17 protein-coding genes are annotated in these 18765 nt (G+C 48.4%); 5 read left to right on the forward strand and 12 right to left on the reverse strand.

Annotated elements, in window-relative coordinates:
• The first annotated feature begins 138 nt into the window (after positions 1-138).
• The 5 genes from W04_RS11680 to cydC are packed head-to-tail and all read left to right on the forward strand — an operon-like array spanning position 139 to position 6459.
• Positions 139-1713 carry a cytochrome ubiquinol oxidase subunit I gene (locus tag W04_RS11680; RefSeq protein ID WP_053910953.1) on the forward strand — a complete coding sequence of 525 codons (1575 nt, stop codon included), beginning with the start codon at positions 139-141 and terminating at the stop codon, positions 1711-1713.
• Positions 1710-2849 (forward strand): cytochrome d ubiquinol oxidase subunit II, encoded by a 1140-nt coding sequence (gene cydB, locus W04_RS11685; RefSeq protein WP_053910954.1) that lies wholly within the window; start codon positions 1710-1712, stop codon positions 2847-2849. Before W04_RS11680 ends, cydB begins: the two co-directional genes overlap by 4 nt.
• Positions 2850-2858: 9 nt before the next feature.
• Positions 2859-2984, forward strand: a complete 126-nt coding sequence (gene cydX, locus W04_RS11690) for a cytochrome bd-I oxidase subunit CydX (RefSeq protein ID WP_022946769.1) — start codon at positions 2859-2861, stop codon at positions 2982-2984.
• Between the two features lie 3 nt (positions 2985-2987).
• Complete coding sequence (cydD, locus tag W04_RS11695) at positions 2988-4754, forward strand: thiol reductant ABC exporter subunit CydD (protein WP_053910955.1); 1767 nt, start codon at positions 2988-2990, stop codon at positions 4752-4754.
• Positions 4747-6459 carry a thiol reductant ABC exporter subunit CydC gene (gene cydC / locus W04_RS11700; RefSeq protein ID WP_053910956.1) on the forward strand — a complete coding sequence of 571 codons (1713 nt, stop codon included), beginning with the start codon at positions 4747-4749 and terminating at the stop codon, positions 6457-6459. Before cydD ends, cydC begins: the two co-directional genes overlap by 8 nt.
• Before the next feature lie 55 nt (positions 6460-6514).
• On the opposite strand, the gene lpxA is transcribed toward cydC, so the two are convergent.
• The 12 genes from lpxA to tsf all read right to left on the reverse strand — a co-directional run bounded on the left by lpxA (position 6515) and on the right by tsf (position 18674).
• The gene (lpxA, locus tag W04_RS11705) at positions 6515-7285 is read right to left on the reverse strand and encodes an acyl-ACP--UDP-N-acetylglucosamine O-acyltransferase (protein ID WP_022946766.1); all 771 of its coding nucleotides are present in this window, start codon (positions 7283-7285) and stop codon (positions 6515-6517) included.
• 2 nt (positions 7286-7287) lie between these two features.
• On the reverse strand, positions 7288-7740 hold the full coding sequence (gene fabZ / locus W04_RS11710) for a 3-hydroxyacyl-ACP dehydratase FabZ (RefSeq protein WP_022946765.1): 453 nt from the start codon (positions 7738-7740) through the stop codon (positions 7288-7290).
• 21 nt (positions 7741-7761) lie between these two features.
• On the reverse strand, positions 7762-8787 hold the full coding sequence (lpxD, locus tag W04_RS11715; RefSeq protein WP_197275964.1) for a UDP-3-O-(3-hydroxymyristoyl)glucosamine N-acyltransferase: 1026 nt from the start codon (positions 8785-8787) through the stop codon (positions 7762-7764).
• A complete protein-coding gene (locus W04_RS11720; protein WP_022946763.1) occupies positions 8787-9305 on the reverse strand; it encodes an OmpH family outer membrane protein in 519 nt (172 codons plus the stop codon). The genes lpxD and W04_RS11720 overlap by 1 nt, the downstream gene beginning before the upstream one ends.
• 17 nt (positions 9306-9322) lie before the next feature.
• Positions 9323-11794 carry an outer membrane protein assembly factor BamA gene (bamA, locus tag W04_RS11725; RefSeq protein ID WP_022946762.1) on the reverse strand — a complete coding sequence of 824 codons (2472 nt, stop codon included), beginning with the start codon at positions 11792-11794 and terminating at the stop codon, positions 9323-9325.
• A 202-nt stretch (positions 11795-11996) separates the two neighbouring features.
• Positions 11997-13349: a sigma E protease regulator RseP gene (gene rseP, locus W04_RS11735; protein ID WP_053910958.1), complete on the reverse strand. Its 1353-nt coding sequence runs from the start codon at positions 13347-13349 to the stop codon at positions 11997-11999.
• On the reverse strand, positions 13342-14547 hold the full coding sequence (ispC, locus tag W04_RS11740; RefSeq protein ID WP_053910959.1) for a 1-deoxy-D-xylulose-5-phosphate reductoisomerase: 1206 nt from the start codon (positions 14545-14547) through the stop codon (positions 13342-13344). The genes rseP and ispC overlap by 8 nt, the downstream gene beginning before the upstream one ends.
• A complete protein-coding gene (locus W04_RS11745; RefSeq protein ID WP_022946758.1) occupies positions 14544-15410 on the reverse strand; it encodes a phosphatidate cytidylyltransferase in 867 nt (288 codons plus the stop codon). The genes ispC and W04_RS11745 overlap by 4 nt, the downstream gene beginning before the upstream one ends.
• A gap of 16 nt (positions 15411-15426) precedes the next feature.
• Complete coding sequence (uppS, locus tag W04_RS11750; RefSeq protein ID WP_275441730.1) at positions 15427-16194, reverse strand: polyprenyl diphosphate synthase; 768 nt, start codon at positions 16192-16194, stop codon at positions 15427-15429.
• A gap of 99 nt (positions 16195-16293) precedes the next feature.
• Entirely contained in the window at positions 16294-16851 is a 558-nt protein-coding gene (gene frr / locus W04_RS11755; protein WP_022946756.1) for a ribosome recycling factor, read from the reverse strand.
• A 13-nt stretch (positions 16852-16864) separates the two neighbouring features.
• Positions 16865-17611, reverse strand: coding sequence for a UMP kinase (gene pyrH, locus W04_RS11760; protein WP_026111378.1), 747 nt, complete (start codon positions 17609-17611; stop codon positions 16865-16867).
• A gap of 211 nt (positions 17612-17822) precedes the next feature.
• Positions 17823-18674: a translation elongation factor Ts gene (gene tsf / locus W04_RS11765; RefSeq protein WP_022946754.1), complete on the reverse strand. Its 852-nt coding sequence runs from the start codon at positions 18672-18674 to the stop codon at positions 17823-17825.
• Positions 18675-18765 lie beyond the last annotated feature (91 nt).

Genomic DNA, 18765 nt, shown 5'->3' on the forward strand with positions numbered 1-18765 from the left:
TGATATTTTTCCAGTGTGCCTTTCTTTTAAATTAGATGTTGCTAATATTGTGTTGACTTCGTAAGCAGTAGTCTGGATACTAACGAAAGTTTCAGTAATTACTGAAACTTTAAACAAGATTACATTAAGGGGTGTTCCATGATAGATGAATCCTTTGTAGACATCTCCCGTCTACAATTTGCAATCACTGCCTTCTATCACTTTTTGTTCGTGCCGCTCACGTTAGGGATGACATGGATTTTGGTGATAATGGAGTCTGTCTATGTAATGACAGGGCGCGAAATTTACCGTGATATGACGAAATTCTGGGGAAAGTTATTTGGTATTAACTTCGCCTTAGGGGTGGCCACCGGACTGACTATGGAGTTCGAGTTTGGTACCAACTGGTCTTATTATTCTCATTACGTTGGTGATATCTTCGGTGCGCCCCTTGCCATTGAAGGGCTAATGGCATTTTTCTTAGAGTCTACCTTGGTCGGCATGTTCTTTCTAGGCTGGGATCGGCTCAGTAAAGTGCAGCACTTGGGGGTGACCTTCTTTATGGCGGTGGGCACCAACCTCTCCGCGCTGTGGATTCTAGTCGCCAATGGCTGGATGCAAAACCCTGTGGGTTCAGAGTTTAACTACCTGACCATGCGTATGGAAATGCAAAGCTTTGCCGAATTGGTGTTTAACCCGGTGGCACAGGTTAAGTTTATTCATACCGTCTCTGCCGGCTATGTTGCCGCCTCTATGTTTGTGCTTGGGATCAGTGCCTTTTATATTCTTCGCGGCCGTGATGTTGCTTTTGCTAAACGCTCGTTTTCGGTTGCCTGTAGTTTTGGCTTAGCCTCGGTATTGTGCGTTATTCTGCTCGGTGATGAGTCCGGCTACGAGGTCGGCGAGGTGCAAAAAGTGAAACTCGCGGCGATTGAAGCGGAGTGGGAAACTGAGCCTGCCCCAGCCGCTTTTACATTATTTGGTTTTCCAGACTCTGAAACACAACAAACCCATGCGGCGGTGAAAATCCCCTATGTCATGGGCATTATTGCTACCCGCTCGCTGGATGAGGAAGTCACCGGCATTAAAGAGTTGCAACAGAACCATGAACAACGTATCCGCAGTGGTATGGTGGCTTATCGCTACTTGGAAAAGCTGCGTAATGGCGAGGAAACACCAGAAAATATTCGTCAATTCAATCAGTACAAAGACGATTTAGGCTACGGCTTACTATTAAAGCGTTATTTGGATGACGTGTATAACGCCGATGAAGCGCAAATCCAAAAAGCGGTGCAAGACTCTATCCCGCAAGTAGGGCCACTGTTTTGGGCATTTCGTATTATGGTTGCCTGTGGCATGGTGATGCTGCTGATCTTTGCCGCCGCGTTTTATTACAATGCTAAACGCCAAATCGAACAAAAACGTTGGCTACTCAAAGCGGCGTTATTTGCCATACCACTGCCCTGGATTGCCATTGAAACAGGGTGGTTTGTGGCTGAGTATGGCCGCCAGCCTTGGGCTATTTCCGAGGTATTACCGACCTTTATGGCCACCTCGAGTCTGACCTTTAATGATGTACTTATCTCCTTGATTGGCTTTATTACCTTTTACACCGTATTGGCCATTATCGAAATCTGGTTAATGTTGCACTTTATTAAGCAGGGGCCAAGCTCACTGCATACAGGGAAGTATTACTTCGAGCGTCAACAGCAACTACAGGAGAGCAAATCATGATATTTGATTATGAAACGCTAAAACTTATCTGGTGGGTGCTTATTGGCGCATTGCTCATTGGCTTTGCCATTACTGACGGCATGGATATGGGCGCTGCCACCTTGTTACCTTTCGTTGCCAAACAGGATGTCGAGCGCCGAGTAGTGATCAACACCGTAGGTGCACACTGGGACGGTAACCAAGTCTGGCTTATTACCGCAGGCGGTGCACTCTTTGCCGCTTGGCCAATGGTGTATGCCGCTGCCTTTTCAGGCTTCTACTTTGCCATGATGCTGGTGTTGTTTGCGCTGTTTTTCCGCCCCTTGGCCTTTGACTATCGCTCCAAACTGGATAACCCCACATGGCGTAACCGCTGGGATTGGGCGCTTTTCTGCGGCAGTTTCATTCCAGCACTGATTTTCGGGGTGGCCTTTGGTAACTTGTTGCAAGGGGTGCCTATTCATATCGATAATCTCATGCGGGTGAGCTATCACGGCTCCTTCTTTGGGCTGTTGAATCCTTTTGCACTGTTATGCGGTGTGATCAGTGTAGCCATGCTGGTTGGCCACGGTGGCGTATGGTTACAAATGCGCACCGCTGAGCCCGTCGCTTCACGTAGCGCCCGTTTCGGTCGCATCGCGCTGGTTGTCGCCCTCGCTGGCTTTGCCTTGGCCGGTGCGTGGCTGACGCAAATCGACGGCATGCAGATTGTCACTATGGCCGATACCAATGCCCATGCCGACCCATTAGCAAAAACAGTGACCACTGCGACCGGTCTATGGTTGAACAATTACAGCGAACGCAGTTGGACCCTCGCCTTCCCAATCTTGGCGTTTGCCGGAGGTCTGTTGGCCTTGTTGTGCTCACTTAAGAGTAGACCTGGTTTTGGCTTCATCTGTTCGAGCATCATGTTGTTAGGCATTATTATGACCTTTGGCGCATCCCTGTTCCCCTTCATTATGCCCTCCAGCCATGATGCCAATATGAGCTTAACCATTTGGGACGCCGTTTCCAGCCACATGACTTTGAATATCATGTTTATTGTGGTCGCTATATTGCTCCCCATAGTACTGTCTTACACCACTTGGTGTTATGTGAAGATGTGGCGCCGAGTAAGTAGTGAAGAGATTGAAAACAACACCCATGGCAGCTATTAAGGAGGCACTATGTGGTATTTTACGTGGATTTTAGGGGTATTATTCGCTGTTGCCTTCGGCGTGATCAACGTCATGTGGTATGAAATGGGCCAGCACAATGATTGTGTGGCCGACGATCACAAGGAGCATGATTAATACATGACCCCCCGCCCCAACCGCGCGCAGCAAAACCAGCTGCGCGTTTTTTTAAAAAACTTTTCACGTTCACAAAATGGCGCGATGCTGATAAGCATTTCCTTGGGTATCGTCAATGCCTTACTGATGATAGTGAGCTGTTACTTATTAGCACACATTTGCCATGCGGTGATGTTTGCAGATGAGCACTTAGCGCAACAGCACACCCAGTTAGCCATACTGGCCGCCATAGTAGTCCTGCGAGCGCTGTGCAGTGGCGTTAGTCGCTATGTCAGTGAGCGCTGCGCCATCGCCCTAAAACAGCAAATGCGCCACGCACTTTGGCAAGCCATGGTCGCAAAACAGCGCCAAGGTCAGCTTGAACACAGCCCAGCGCAGCTGGTCAACACCCTTAACCAAGGCGTGGAATCACTGCACGATTACTTCGCCAAATACATTCCCGCTGTCGCTTACGCGGGCTTTATCCCTCTCGCTATTATCGCGGTGGTGTTTCCTATCGACTGGCAATCTGGGTTAATCTTTCTTGTTACGGCGCCACTCATTCCTTTTTTCATGATTTTAATCGGTTATAAAGCCGAGGCGCTCAATGAGCAAAACTGGCAGCAGCTCCAGCGTCTTGGCCATTATTTTATGGACCGCCTACAAGGCTTAGTGCAGCTGAAGCTATTCAATAACGAACGCCAACAAATTGAAAATGTCGCGCTGATGGCCGATAAATTTCGCATCACCACCCTCTCGGTGCTGCGCATTGCCTTTATATCCACCTTAGCACTGGAATTTTTGGCGACCATCAGTATCGCCTTAGTGGCTGTGATTATTGGCTTTCGCCTTTACTTTGGCTCGTTAGATTTTGCCACCGGTTTTGTGGTGCTGTTGTTGGCGCCGGAGTTTTATCTGCCGCTGCGCCAGTTAGGTCAGCACTACCATGCCAAGCTCAAAGGCTTAGCCAGTGCCAGCTCAATGCTGTCGCTGCTACAAAAAGCAGACACCGACACTATTAAAGGTGAGCAGTTAGCGGACCATACCCCTATCCATACAGTAAGCACCGAGAATCTGTGCTGGCGCTTTGACGACGCCCAGCACGACACCTTACAGCAGCTATCGCTTAAGTTCTGCGGCCCCGGCATGCATGCCATTGTCGGCGCCAGCGGCAGCGGCAAGTCCACATTACTGGATTGCTTGATGGGCCTAAAACCCAGTGTCGCCGGAGCCATTAAAATAAACGACCACGCCTTAAGCACTTTAAACATCCAGCAATATCAACAGCGCATCGCTTGGGTTGCCCAATCGCCGACACTCTTTAGTGGCAGCATCGCCGAAAATGTCGCCTTGGCGCAACCAGACGCACCACTGGGTGTCATTCGCGCGGTCTGTAAAGACGTTGCCCTGGATGATTACATTATGACCCTCGCGCAAGGCTATGACACGCCCATAGGCGAGCTCGGTAAAGGGTTATCCGGAGGGCAAATACAGCGCCTAGCTTTGGCCCGTGCACTGTTAGGCAAACCCGAAGTGCTGTTTTTAGATGAGCCCACAGCGGCCCTTGATAAGCACAGTGAGGCGCATGTGCAGCGGTGTTTAGAGCAGCTCAGCAAACACTGCTTAATTATCGTTATTGCCCATCGTTTGCATACCATCAGCGATGCACAACAGGTGGTGGTCATGGAGCATGGCCGTATCGCTGAGCAAGGTAATTACTCACAGTTGATACAGCAACCCCACTCAGCACTCAACCACTTACTCCAAGGAGCGGCGGTCGAACATGGCTAATTGGCAGTTTTTGTTATCGTTATTGCGCCCCCACCTAAAGTGGGCAGTCATTGGCTTGGCACTGGCGCTGTGCGCCTTAATAGCGAATGTTACTTTGCTGGCGATCTCCGGTTGGTTTCTTGCAGCTATGGCCAGTGCCGGGCTGCAAGGGATCACCATGAACTATTTTACCCCAGCGGGCATTATTCGTTTTTTGGCGGTGGTGCGCACCGCCAGTGGTTACGGTCAACGCTTGGTCAATCACAACACCACGTTTTTGGTGCTCAAAACCTTGCGAGTGAGCGTGTTTGCAGCACTCACCAAAGTGCCCTTGCAACAATTCAGCAGTATTGGCCAACAGCTATCGCAATTGCAAGACGATGTTGAGCGCCTTGATGAGTTTTACATTGGTGTGCTGCTACCGATTTTACTTGCCCTTGTTGCGCTGCCTTTGTTCGCTTGGGTATTAAGCCTGTATAGCATAATGTTGATGGTGGTCAGCGTCAGTGCACTGCTGCTGTGCGGCGTACTGTTACCCTGGTGGTTAAGCCGCAACTTAAAGAGCATTGGCACTCACACCCAAGCGGCTCACACACAACTTAATGAGCGCTTGGTGGAAGCGACCCGGGGGTTAAAAGAGCTACAACTGGCTGGCGCCTGTGAGCGCTACTGGGAGCACATCGATCATGCCCAACACGCTTTAGCTAACGAGCAACAACGCTCACAAAATTGGTATGCGCGTCATCAGGGGTTGTCATTATTTGTTAGTCAACTGACCATTATTTTCGTGCTTATCGTCATGATCCCCATGGTCACCAGTGGCGCTATGGTTAACGTCAACTTGGCGATGTTGATGTTACTGGTACTCGGGGGCTTTGAAATTGTGCTAACACTCCCTGATGCTATGCTTAAACTCGAACTGACATTGGCAAGCAGCGAGCGCCTGCGCCAATTGGTGGCGCAGCCCAAGCACAGTCAAGCTAAGGAGATAGGCGAGCTCACTAGCCAAGAGGTGTACTCCCTGGACGCACTGAATTACACCTACCCCGATAGCAGTAACGGCATAACGGATATCAGCTTCACCATTAAGCAAGGCGAAAAAGTGGCTATTGTTGGTGCCAGCGGTGCTGGCAAGTCCACCCTACTGGCATTACTCAGTGCCCAGCTGCAGCCGAGCTCCGGCAGCCTAGAGTGTTTTTCTCGCCCGCTTTCGAGTCTTAACACGCATTGGCTTTACCAGCACTTGGGTATGTTGTCGCAACAATGCCATGTGTTCAGTAGTAGTATTAAGAACAATTTGCTGTTGGCGAAAGACGATGCCAACGAGCAGCAACTTTGGCAGGCGCTTGCTCAAGCGCAGCTGAAGGATTTTGTCGCGACAACCGAGCATCAGCTCGATGCACTCGTGGGCACTGGCGGGCGGACTCTATCTGGAGGCGAAGCACGACGTTTGCACATTGCCCAGCAATTATTACGCGACCCACGCGTGCTGTTACTCGACGAGCCCACACGCGGACTGGATAACCGCAACCAAGAGCTGGTTATTGACGCCTTAATGGCACTGTTTAACACTCGTACCGTGATCACCGTGACCCATGAAAGCACGCTGTTAAACCGTATGGACCAGGTGGTTTGGCTCGAGCAGGGCCGTGTTAGGGCCACGGGCACACATCAGCAACTGCAAAAGCACCGTGATTATGTCCGCCTAACCAGTGTGATTAACTAAGCCACAAAAAAAGCGCCCTCAAGGCGCTTTTTATTATTCACTCAAAATATCGAGTCTAGCGAATGATACCGCGTTCAGACTGTTGAACGAGGTCAATCATTGGCTGAATGGCTGGAAATTGCTGCGCATCTTCAGTTAATTGGGCCACGGCTTCATCGGCTTTTAAACCTTTACGGAACAAGGTTTTGTACGCGCGGCGAAGGGCCATAATCTCATCAGACTCAAAACCACGACGCTTGAGTCCTTCAGTATTAATTGCCACAGGGCGTGCCGGCGTGCCAATGGTGGTAACATACGGCGGCACATCTTGGTTCACCCCAGAGTACATACCGATGAAGGCATGATCGCCTACTTTGCAAAACTGATGTACACCCGAGTTGCCAGCCAAAATAACCCAATTGCCGATGTGTACATGCCCCGCCACACTGGCATTGTTGGCAAAAATAACGTTATCACCAATCACGGCATCGTGAGCAACATGGGTATAAGCCATAAATAAGTTGTTGCTACCGATTTTGGTAATCCCCTGGTCCTGAATGGTACCACGGTGGATGGTGGCACATTCGCGGATCACATTGTTGTCACCAATAATCAGCTGCGTTGGTTCATCCTTGTACTTTTTATCTTGGCAGGCCTCGCCAACCGATGCGAATTGATAGATGTGGTTGTTTTGGCCTAAAGTAGATGGCCCTTTAACTACCACATGCGACTCAATAATTGTCCCTGCACCGATTTCTACATCATTGCCGATGTAGCTGTATGGACCTACTTGCACATCGTCGGCAAGCTTTGCGCCCGGTTCGATAATTGCGGTCGGATGAATCACGATTAAAACTCTCTTCTAGCACACATCAATTCGGCGCTGCACACGACTTTATCGTCGACGCGTGCTTCGCCATAAAACTTCCATAAATTGCGACGCTCTTTTAAAAACTCAACATGCAAATGCATGGTATCGCCAGGCCCTACTGGGTGCTTAAAGCGTGCATTATCAATAGCTGCAAACAAGTATAGCTCATTGTCACCGCGATTTTCCGTGGTTTTAAAGCCGAGTAAACCAGTTGCTTGGGCTAGGGCCTCGAGAATCATCACCCCGGGGAATATGGGCTGATCGGGAAAGTGGCCGGTAAAAATCGGTTCATTCACGGTCACATTCTTAATCGCATGCAAACGCTCACCGGGCGTGTAATCAATAACACGATCAACGAGCAGCATAGGGTAACGATGGGGTAGCAGGCTTAATATTTCTTGAATATCAAAGCTATTTAACTGATTAGCCAACTTATTTTCCTTAAAACTAATTTACTCTTGCGACTTCAGCTGCGCTTCAATGGACTTGATACGCTTGTGCATGTCACCAATATTTCGTAAGTGCGCGATGGTGCGGCGCCACTCTTTGTTTTTGCTGTGCGGAACACCAGATGAATAAATACCAGGCTCATTGATGCCACTGGTAACCATATTCATGCCGGTTAGTACCACTTTGTCGCAAATTTCCACGTGACCGGTAATGGCGCTTAGGCCACCAATTTGGCAATAACGGCCAATTTTAGTACTGCCTGCAACCACGGTACAACCAGCGATAGCGGTCCCTTCACAAACCTCAACGTTATGTGCTATCTGGCATTGGTTGTCGATAATCACATTGTCGTGGATAAGGGTGTCGTCAATGGCGCCTCGGTCGATGGTAGTGCTGGCACCAATCTCAACACGGTCGCCGATTATAACAGATCCAAGCTGCGGGATCTTAACCCATTGCCCTTGTTCGTTGGCATAACCAAAACCATCGGCACCCACCACGGTATTTGCTTGAATCAAGCACTGCGCGCCTATATTCACTTCGTGGTAAACAGTGACGTTATTCCATAACTTAGTACCTGCGCCAATACGCGCATTAGCACCTATAAAGCAATGACTGCCTATTTGAGCATGTTCGCCAATGTGAGCACCGGCTTCAACAACCACGAAAGGGCCAATGTTGGCGCTCTCACTGACTGTTGCTTCACTGCTTATCACCGCACTGGGGTGCACCCCCTGTGCTGCTGCCGGCGTAGTGTCTAATAGCTGTGCTAACTTGGCATAGGCGACATAAGGATCGGCACAGATAACCTTGTTGCCATCATAATGCTCGGCATCATCCGCACTGAGGATCACCGCACCAGCTTGGGTGGTGTTCAGCGCACTACGGTACTTTTTATTGGCGAGGAAACTGATATGTTTAGGGCCTGCTTTTTCCAGTGTTTGAATACCGTCAATCTGCAGGCCCTGGTCACCAACTAGCTCAGCACCTAAGTGCTGAGCAATGTTCGCTAGTGTTGTTGTCATTATTACTTCTTACTAACAGCGTCGATAACGTCTTCAGATAGGTCGGTCACTTCACTTGGGTTGAAGTAGATAGTGCCATCTTTCACTTTAACTTCGTCAAAGTCGCCTTCTTTGGCTACTTCTTGAATCGCTGCTACGATAGTTTGCTGCAATTTGCCTAGCTCTTGGTTTTGGCGACGCTTGATCTCTTGCTCAAGCGGGCGACCTTTCTCCATTAGTTGCTTTTGCATACCTTGGATCTTCGCGCGCAGCTCTTGCTTCTGCTCATCGCTCATCACCGTACCTTCACGCTGGAACTTCTCAGTTTCAAAACGGATGTCGCCTTGTAGCTTTTCTAGTTCCTGACGACGCTCAGCAAATTCGCTTTGCAAGGTCTTCTCAATGGCTGCGGTTTGCGGCACTTGCGCATAGATTGTTTGCATATCAACAATGCCCACTTTGTGCGCCAAAGCGCTCATTGAAGTACCCATTGTTAGTGCAGCGAGTACCGCCATAGCCGTACTTTTAAATAATTTTTTCACAAAAAACTCCTTAAGAATTAGAAAGTATTACTGATGTTAAAGCTAATGGTCTTGGTATCATCATCTTCTTGTTCTTTCAACGGATACGCAAAACTAATTAACATCGGCCCCATAGGTGAAATCCACTGAATGGATAGACCTGTCGACACCCTAAAGCGTGACGGATCTGAATAGTCATCTAAGCGAGCACGTTCATCAGGTTGTAAATTTTGATAACGATCTACGTTAAACTCAGTATCCCATACGTTAGCTGCGTCAACAAAGAAGCTGGTACGTACGGAACTGGTATTTTCCTCGTCCAAGAATGGCGTTGGCACAATCATTTCCATACCAGCCACGGCCTTGGCGTTACCACCAATACGCCCAGCAAGGCGCAAGGTGTCAAACTCTTCTGCCCCACCGATACTGCCAGCTGGCGTGCCATCTGGCAAGGTGGTGCCAGGAATGTTCTGAGGTGCTCTTACCACTGCGCGCGGTAAGATGGTGTTTCTATCGAATCCACGAAGCTCTTGTTCCGTGATTCGGAAGAATTCTTGCACTGGTAATACTTGGTCAAAGCCGTTGGTAGAGCCATAACCATTACCATAGCCTAGCGCTGCACGGGTTGAGAATACCCAGCGATGGTCATTACTGATAGGCCAGTAAAAACGCGAGTTATAGTTCACTTTGTAGTAGTTAAGGTCAGAGTTCGGCGTGGTTGCCGTCAAGTTAAGCGACTGACGTGAACCCGCTGTTGGGAATAACCCTCGGTTCACGGTCACCCGAGACCAACCGGTTGAGAGCTCAAATTTAGTGAACTCAAAACCCGCATCCGGATTTTCAGGATCTAAGAAGGTCTCACGCAACACTCGAGTTTGCTCGTATTCGGCTAAGTCTGAGAGCTCTTCTTCAATCCAACGAATACCGAAATTAACTCGGTTATTGGCATTAATTGGGAAGCCAATGTTGGTACCAAGGCCATAACTCTTTGACTTATAGTCAATCAAGCTGAACTCACTGGCATCGTAGTTACGATAGAAAATGCTTGAACCCTGAGATACCCCATCTGGTGTGAAATATGGGTCGGTGTAGGACAAGCTCACACTTTCGGAGCCGCGCGAGGTGTTGATATTAAACGACACCTGGTTGCCTGACCCTAGGAAGTTTGACTCACTGACACCAATGTTAAATTGCAGGCCGTAATAAGAACCATAAGCCAGACCGGCGGTGAAGCTACCTGCTGACTGCTCTTTTACGGTGAAATCAACATCGACTTCATCATCAATACCGGGCACCGGGGTAACATCAAATTCAACACTTTCCATGTAGGGAAGACGCTGAATTTGCAGCTTTGAGCGCTCTAGGTTTTGGTTTGATAACCACGCACCTTCAAGCTGCGTCATTTCCCGGCGCAATACTTCGTCAGCGGTGTTTTGGTTACCAGAAATATCGATACGGCGCACATAAACACGTTTGCCAGGGTCAACTGACAAGGTTAATTGCACCTCTTTATTTTCATCGTCGATTTCAGGGATGGTACGCACTTCAGCATTGGCATATCCAAAACGGGCTAAAAAGCTCTTAATGAATTCTTCTGAAGACGTCACCACCGAGCCATTATACAACTCACCTGTTTTGAGCGGGATAACGCTTTTAATTAACTCTTCACGGCCTAACAAGTCGCCGATGAAATCAAAGCCTTTAACCATGTACTGCTCACCCTCGGTGACGTTCGCAGTGACATAGACTGATTCACGCTCGGGGCTCACTGATACTTGGGTTGAGTCAATATTAAAGCGCAGGTAACCACGGTCGAGGTAATAACTGCGGATTTTCTCCAAGTCCCCTTCAATGGTTTGCTTTTGGTAGCGATCCGACGACATGAACATGTACCAAGGCAAATCTTGCTTAGACTCTGCGAGGTTCAGTAGTTCTTCATCAGGGAATAACTCGTTACCGACGATGTTAATCTGGCGAATTGAAGCGGCATCACCTTCATCGAAGTTTAACTTTAAGCGAACCCGGTTACGTGGTAGGCGAGTGATTTCAAGGTCGATTTTGGCGTTGTACTTACCAATACTGTGGAAGAAGTCGATTAGCCCCTTCTCAACACTATCAAGCACAGTTCTGTCGAGTGGCTCGCCTTGGCGGATATTTTGTTGATTCAAGCTCTCACTGAGCTGCTCGTCTTTAATATCTTTGTTGCCATCGAATTCGATAGAGCTGATCGTGGGTCGCTCGGTCACTTTGAACACGATGCGTTCACCATCACGATACGCTTCGATATCATCGAAGTGACCAGACTTGTAAAGCGACTTGATGGTTTTTGACACAGTGTAGGTGTCTACCTGATCGCCAACGTTAATTGGAATATGTGTCAGCGCTGCACCGAGTGCAACACGCTGCAACCCTTCTACTTTTAAATCTTCTACGATAAAGGATTCTTGGCCTAGGGCTGCAAAGCTTGCCCCTAATAAACTCGTAACTGCCAAATGTTTTTTTATAGCCATTTTATTATCTTTGTCCTTTACTACAGTGTCTTCACCCAGCTCACCCTCATTCCCGTTTTGCGCACGGCTGGCTGGGTGAGTAGGCCGTTGGCTGCATCATTGGCTGCCATCTTATCATTGCTGTTTGGCTTACACAGCTGTTTCTTTATACATCACGCTCAAAAAACACGCAGTTGACGCGTTAAGCGGATGGTGTACCTGTTTACAATCTTGCTATGTCGTTCAGTAATGCAAACGCGGTAAGCGCTAACAACAACATGGCACCGATGCGAAAGCCAATTTCTTGTGTCTTTTCAGAGACTGGCTTTTTACGAATTAGTTCAATTACGTAATACATTAAATGCCCGCCATCTAACACCGGCAAGGGGAGCAAATTAAACACCCCTAGGCTGACGCTGATTAACGCTAAAAAGCTCAAAAAGGCAACGAAGCCGTAGCTTACGCTAGTTCCAGCCCCGACTGCAATGCCCACCGGGCCACTGATATTTTTGATTGACACTTGCCCGGTGACTAAATTAGCTATCATCTCAAAGCTCAGGCTAATCATTTGCCATGTTTTTGCCACGCCCAGGCCAGCTGCATCAATCACGTTGTAGCTGCGTGTTGAAATGGCCTCTTCTGGCCAAGGCTCAACTACCGGCACCACTCCCAAGTAACCTCGAGAGAAGCCATCTTCAGTAGGCTTGTTAGCTGGGGTAATGGTCACATCAAGGCCTTGGGCACCGCGCATAACATAAAAGTTCAATGCTTGCCCTGCTGAGCGCTCAATACGATTGACCAGGGCCTGCCAACTTTTGATAAACTCACCCTCAACACTGACCAACACGTCGCCCTCTTTGAGCCCCGCACTGTGTGCAGGCGAGTCTGGAGCAACCATCGCAAGCGTCAGCGTTGCATCGGGTCGGTAAGGCTTAATACCTATCGACGTCAGGGGCGACTCATCGCGCTGCTGCAGCGTCCAGCCTTGTAAATTTAAGGTGCGCACTGCCTGAGAACCAGACTCAGCTTGCACTTTGACATTCACCTCGTCATCTCCTAGGTGCTGCATCAATGCCAGTGTGACTTCTTGCCAATCTTGAGTTTGTTTGCCATCAATAGTCAGCAATTGTTCGCCCGCCTGCAGACCCGCCGCTTCAGCGCGGCTTTGCTCTGTCACATCACCGACGATGGGCTTGACTGACTGCACGCCGATGACATACATCAACGACAACGCAAAGATTGCAAATAGGAAGTTGGCCAATGGGCCGGCACTGACAATAGCAATACGCCAATACACTGATTTGCTGTTGAAGGATAAATGCTTTTGTTCTTGCGGTACGTCATCCACTCGTTCATCGAGCATTTTCACGTAACCGCCCAAGGGGATCATTGCCAGCACATATTCGGTGCCATATTTATCATGCCAGCGTACCAGTGGCTTGCCAAAACCAATAGAAAAGCGGAGCACTTTAACGCCCGCTTTGCGCGCCACCCAAAAGTGGCCATATTCATGAACGGTAACCAAAATGCCCAGAGCGAGAATAAACGAGCCTAGGTGCCACACAAATTCAAACATCAACCGCCCTCTTTGTAATTAATTGCTGCGCCGTTTTTCGTGCATCCGCATCACAAGCTAACACGCCCTCGAGGCTGGCATCATACGTAAGCGTCAGCGCTGATAAAGTATCAGCATTAATACTGTAGATATCAGGAAAACGGATCTGACCGCGTAAAAACGCCGCCACGGCCTCTTCATTGGCAGCATTAATGGTGGTGGTGGCATTTTGCCCTACACGACATGCATCCATCGCCAGTTTTAAGTTGGGGTAGCGGGTAAAGTCAGGAGCGTGAAAGCTAAAGTCTTTCATTTGGCTAAAGTTTAGCGGTGCTACGCCGGCATCAATGCGCTCGGGATAAGCCATGGCATGAGCGATAGGTGTACGCATATCGGGTTGTCCCATTTGCGCAAGCACTGAGCCATCGACGTACTGCACCATGGAGTGAATCATACTTTGCGGGTGGATAACCACCTCAATATCGTCGACCTCTGCGTTGAAGAGCCATTTTGCCTCAATAAATTCAAGCCCTTTATTCATCATGGTGGCGGAATCTACAGAAATCTTTTGCCCCATAGACCAATTTGGGTGGGCAACGGCTTCGGCAACAGTAATATCATCAAAGGTCGATAATGGCCGTTCACGAAAAGGGCCACCCGAACCAGTCAATAAAATTTTGCTCACCCCATGGTGGCGCAAGCATTGATCGCTGTGCCCTTGAATACCAGAGGGCATGCTTTGGAAAATAGCATTGTGTTCGCTATCAATCGGCAGTAGCGTCGCCCCATGCGCTTTTACTTTGTCGATAAACAGCTGCCCCGACATCACCAAGGACTCTTTATTCGCTAACAACACAATTTTGCCAGCTTCCACAGCATACAGTGTTGGTAATAGCCCAGCGGCTCCGACAATAGCGGACATCACCATATCGACCTCGCTGTCTTGGCAGGCCATAGCGAGGTCTGTTCGGTAATCGATCACTTTGGTGGGCAGTTGCAAGCGATTGAGCTCTGCTGCGAGCGCCTGATTGGCGACATCGTCACTAAGGCAAGCAAACTTTGGATTAACGCGCTGGCAATCCGTAACCATTTGCGTCACATTGCTGCCAGCGACAAGGGCGAAGACGCCATAACGCTCGCTGTTACGGCTAACAACATCCAATGTACTTTGCCCAATTGAGCCGGTGGAGCCTAATACAGTGACCCACTTTTTGCTCATAGTGTCATGGTCCATGCGTAGAACACCACAAAAATAGGCGCGGCTGCCGTTAGGCTGTCTATACGGTCAAGAATGCCGCCATGGCCAGGGAGACATTTACCGCTGTCTTTCATACCTGCTTCGCGTTTAAACATACTCTCAAGTAAGTCGCCAATGGCTGAAAACGCCGCCACAATCACCGCCATAGCGCCGTAGATAAGCCATAAGCTGGGGTCGATGCCATTGAAATAGCAAAATCCCACGACAAAAAGAGCAGCACTTGCGAGACCACCGACGAAGCCTTCAATTGTTTTGTTTGGGCTCACTTTAGGCATCAGCTTGTGTTTACCAAAGTTTTTACCGCAAAAATAGGCGCCGATGTCCGCGCTCCATACGATGCCGAGCACGGCAAGAATAAGAAATGAGCCAAATTGGCTGGAATCGGTGTAATTGGCACTGCGCAATACGTTTAATGCCAGCCACAATGGAGCCAAAGTCAACAGCCCGGCCACACCGCGCATTACCAGACCTTGTGACCAGGCATCGCTGAATCTAGGATAACGAATGACCAAGATGGTGGCCACTAGCCACCAGGCGAAGGATAAGGTGAACACATAATTAGCATCTGCCAGCAATTGGCCTTGCTGCCATAAACTATCGACTGGCCAATGCCACTGCATCAATGCCACCAATACGCCGACCAAGGCAACATAGCCTAGGCGCTGTACACGCTTACAAATCCCCATTAGTGCAGACCATTCATAGGCGCCTAATAAGACGATTGCGCCTGCACAATAACTAAACCAGTCTAACGGTGTTAAAAATACCAGCACCAAGGCCAGTGGCGCTAACACTAAAGACGTTAAAATTCGTTGTTTTAGCAAATGTTATACCTTCAACTTAGGGCTGAGCTGTACAGAGTAGTTGTTTTATTTGTTCACCAGTACATCCAAACCGGCGCTCTCGCGATACGTAGCAAGCGATCGCGTCAGCAAAAGCCGACTCGTTAAAGTCTGGCCACAACGTCGGCGTAAAATAAAGCTCAGCATAGGCCGCCTGCCAAAGTAAAAAATTGCTGATGCGTAAATCACCACCAGTGCGGATCAATAAATCCAGCTCACTTTGTTCATTAAGACTAATATGCTTTGCCAACGAATGCTCGTCAATGTCATCCGCTGATAATTCGCCTGCTTGTACTTGCTTCGCTAACTGTTGTGCGGCATACCCTATATCCCATCGGCCCCCATAATTGGCGGCGATATTTAAGCGTAACCCGGTGTTTTCAGCAGTTAGTGACTCAGCTGCAGCTATTTTTTCTTGTAACTTGTTAGAAAAGCGACTCATGTCGCCAATTATGGATAATTTAACGTTATTTTTATGGAGTTTTTTAACTTCGCGGCCCAGTACCATCATGAATAGCTCCATGAGCGTGCTGACCTCTTCCTCAGGACGACGCCAGTTCTCGCTGCTAAAGGCAAACAGAGTCAATGACTCGATGCCTAGCTTAGAGCAAAATTTCACTGCATCTTTAACCGCATCAACACCCTTCTTATGTCCGTACACACGAGGACGCCCTTGCGCCTGTGCCCAGCGGCCATTGCCATCCATGATAATCGCGACATGTTTAGGTAGCGATTGTTGTGCTATTTGCTGTGCGTCTAAAGCCATAAAACTCACATTATCCACAAAAAAACGCCGCCTAGTATACCCTAGACGGCGTTACAAGCCTAATGGCAATTTATGAGCAATATGCCCATAAATTGGGCGTTAGATTTCCATCAATTCTTCTTCTTTAGCGCTTAGTTGCGCGTCCATTTCTTTGATGTACTTATCTGTTAGCTTCTGAATTTCATCTTCGCTTTGGTGCGCTTCATCTTCAGAAATATCTTTGTCTTTTAGCAAGGCTTTAATTTCACTGTTCGCGTCACGACGGATGTTACGCACAGCTACGCGGCCGCTCTCTACTTCACCACGCACGACCTTGATAAGGTCTTTACGACGCTCTTCCGTAAGAGGAGGAAGAGGTACCCGAATAACCGTGCCCGCTGCAGCTGGGTTAAGACCCAAATCAGAGGTCATGATCGCTTTTTCTACTGCCTGCGCTAACGATTTGTCAAATACGCTGATTGCCAGTGTACGTGAATCTTCAACTGTTACGTTAGCTACTTGGTTAAGCGGAGTATCGGCGCCATAATAAGAGACAGTAATGCCGTCAAGTAATGCTGGGTGAGCACGACCGGTACGGATTTTAGATAGTTGGCTGCCTAGAGCAGCGACACTTTTTTGCATGCGCTCTTGCGCACTTTTTTTAATATCGTTTATCACGCTAGTATCCTACTTATTTTGTCTCGCTTGAGGCTTCTGAGGAAATTAAAGTTCCCTCTTCTTCACCCATGATCACGCGCTTAAGCGCGCCAGGTTTATTCATATTAAAGACGCTGATAGGCATTTTGTGGTCGCGGGCCAAAGTAAATGCCGCTAAGTCCATCACCTTCAACTCTTTTTCAATAATTTCATTATAGGCAAGATGGCGATAAAGCGTGGCATCTGGGTTTTTCACTGGGTCATCACTGAATACCCCGTCCACTTTAGTGGCTTTAATCACGGTATCTGCTTCAATTTCAATGCCACGTAAACAGGCTGCTGAGTCTGTGGTAAAGAAAGGATTACCGGTGCCCGCCGAGAAGATAACGACACGGCCAGACTTCAACAGGCTAATAGCTTCTGCCCAGTTATACGCGTCACATACACCGTTTAAAGGAATCGCCGACATGAGGCGAGCATTTACAAATGCACGGTGAAGTGCATCACGCATCGCTAAGCCATTCATCACTGTGGCCAGCATCCCCATGTGGTCACCAACAACACGGTTCATACCCGCCTCTGCTAACGAGCCACCGCGTAAAAAGTTACCACCACCGATCACCAAACCCACTTCTACGTCGAGTTCTACCAGCTCTTTAATTTCTTGAGCCATACGATCTAAGACTTTCGGGTCTATACCAAAGCCTTCATCTCCCATCAGTGCTTCACCACTGAGCTTGAGAAGAACACGTCTAAAAATAGGTTTGCGATTAATATTCATATTTTCCTGGCCAATAACGAATTGAGATAAAAAATAACCGCGCCTATGTGAGTACATAAGAGCGCGGTTATTCTAATTAATTTTGCTGTCTGACGCAAAAGCAAATCATCGCTTCAACCCCGTAAATAGAGGGATAAACCCGCTACCCGCGAAGCCTTGAACAAGTTGCTTATAATGCCAACACAACATGGTTAAATTCCAACCTAAGCGATTACTCGCCTTTTGCAGCAGCTACTTGAGCCGCAACTTCTGCAGCGAAGTCTTCTTCTTTCTTCTCGATACCTTCACCTACTTCTAGGCGCTTGAAGGTTGCAACAGAACCGCCACGCTCTTTAAGCATTTCACCAACAGTTTGCTTTGGTTCCATGATGAAAGCTTGACCAGTTAGTGAGATCTCACCGGTGAACTTCTTCATACGGCCAGTAACCATTTTTTCAGCGATTTCAGCAGGCTTGCCTTCGTTCATCGCGATCTCAACTTGTACTGCTTTTTCTTTTTCAACTACGTCTGCTGGTACGTCTTCAGGGTTAACGTAGTCAGGCTTAGAAGCAGCAACGTGCATAGCAACGTGCTTAAGCGTTTCTGCGTCTGCATCACCGGCAACAACAACACCGATGCGCTCGCCGTGACGGTAAGAAGCCAGGTTTGCACCTTCGATGTACTCAACACGACGAATGTTCATGTTTTCACCGATTTTAGCAACTAGCGCTACGCGGTCTTCTTCAAACTTAGCTTGAAGCTCTTCAATGCTTAGTTTTTCAGCAATTGCAGCGTCCGCTACTGTGTTAGCGAAACCTAGGAAGCTGTCGTCTTTAGCAACGAAGTCTGTTTGACAGTTAACTTCAACAAGCGCAGCAACACCATCAGCTTCTTTGATGATGATAGTACCTTCGGCAGCGATGTTACCTGCTTTTTTAGCAGCTTTCGCTTGACCGTTTTTACGCATGTTTTCGATTGCTGCATCGATGTCACCGTTGGTTTCAGTCAATGCTTTTTTACAATCCATCATGCCAGCGCCAGTGCGCTCGCGTAATTCTTTTACTAGGGCAGCAGTTACAGCCATGGGAATTTCCTCAAATCAATGTGTTAGAGCAAGTGACCAAGGTCACTTTGAAATAAGAATATCAAGTCTTCATCGCACTAGGATGAAGACT

Origin of the sequence: Pseudoalteromonas sp. SW0106-04, assembly GCF_001293805.1 — a bacterium.
Taxonomy (GTDB): domain Bacteria; phylum Pseudomonadota; class Gammaproteobacteria; order Enterobacterales; family Alteromonadaceae; genus Pseudoalteromonas; species Pseudoalteromonas ruthenica.

Excerpts from the sequence above, each read along its gene's own strand:
- cydX (WP_022946769.1), top strand. The coding sequence starts at position 2,859 with ATGTGGTATTTTACGTGGATTTTAGGGGTATTATTCGCTGTTGCCTTC.
- pyrH (WP_026111378.1), bottom strand. The coding sequence starts at position 17,611 with ATGAATATTAATCGCAAACCTATTTTTAGACGTGTTCTTCTCAAGCTC.
- uppS (WP_275441730.1), bottom strand. The coding sequence starts at position 16,194 with ATGGCTTTAGACGCACAGCAAATAGCACAACAATCGCTACCTAAACAT.
- cydC (WP_053910956.1), top strand. The coding sequence starts at position 4,747 with ATGGCTAATTGGCAGTTTTTGTTATCGTTATTGCGCCCCCACCTAAAG.
- cydB (WP_053910954.1), top strand. The coding sequence starts at position 1,710 with ATGATATTTGATTATGAAACGCTAAAACTTATCTGGTGGGTGCTTATT.
- bamA (WP_022946762.1), bottom strand. The coding sequence starts at position 11,794 with ATGGCTATAAAAAAACATTTGGCAGTTACGAGTTTATTAGGGGCAAGC.
- cydD (WP_053910955.1), top strand. The coding sequence starts at position 2,988 with ATGACCCCCCGCCCCAACCGCGCGCAGCAAAACCAGCTGCGCGTTTTT.
- ispC (WP_053910959.1), bottom strand. The coding sequence starts at position 14,547 with ATGAGCAAAAAGTGGGTCACTGTATTAGGCTCCACCGGCTCAATTGGG.
- W04_RS11680 (WP_053910953.1), top strand. The coding sequence starts at position 139 with ATGATAGATGAATCCTTTGTAGACATCTCCCGTCTACAATTTGCAATC.
- tsf (WP_022946754.1), bottom strand. The coding sequence starts at position 18,674 with ATGGCTGTAACTGCTGCCCTAGTAAAAGAATTACGCGAGCGCACTGGC.
- rseP (WP_053910958.1), bottom strand. The coding sequence starts at position 13,349 with ATGTTTGAATTTGTGTGGCACCTAGGCTCGTTTATTCTCGCTCTGGGC.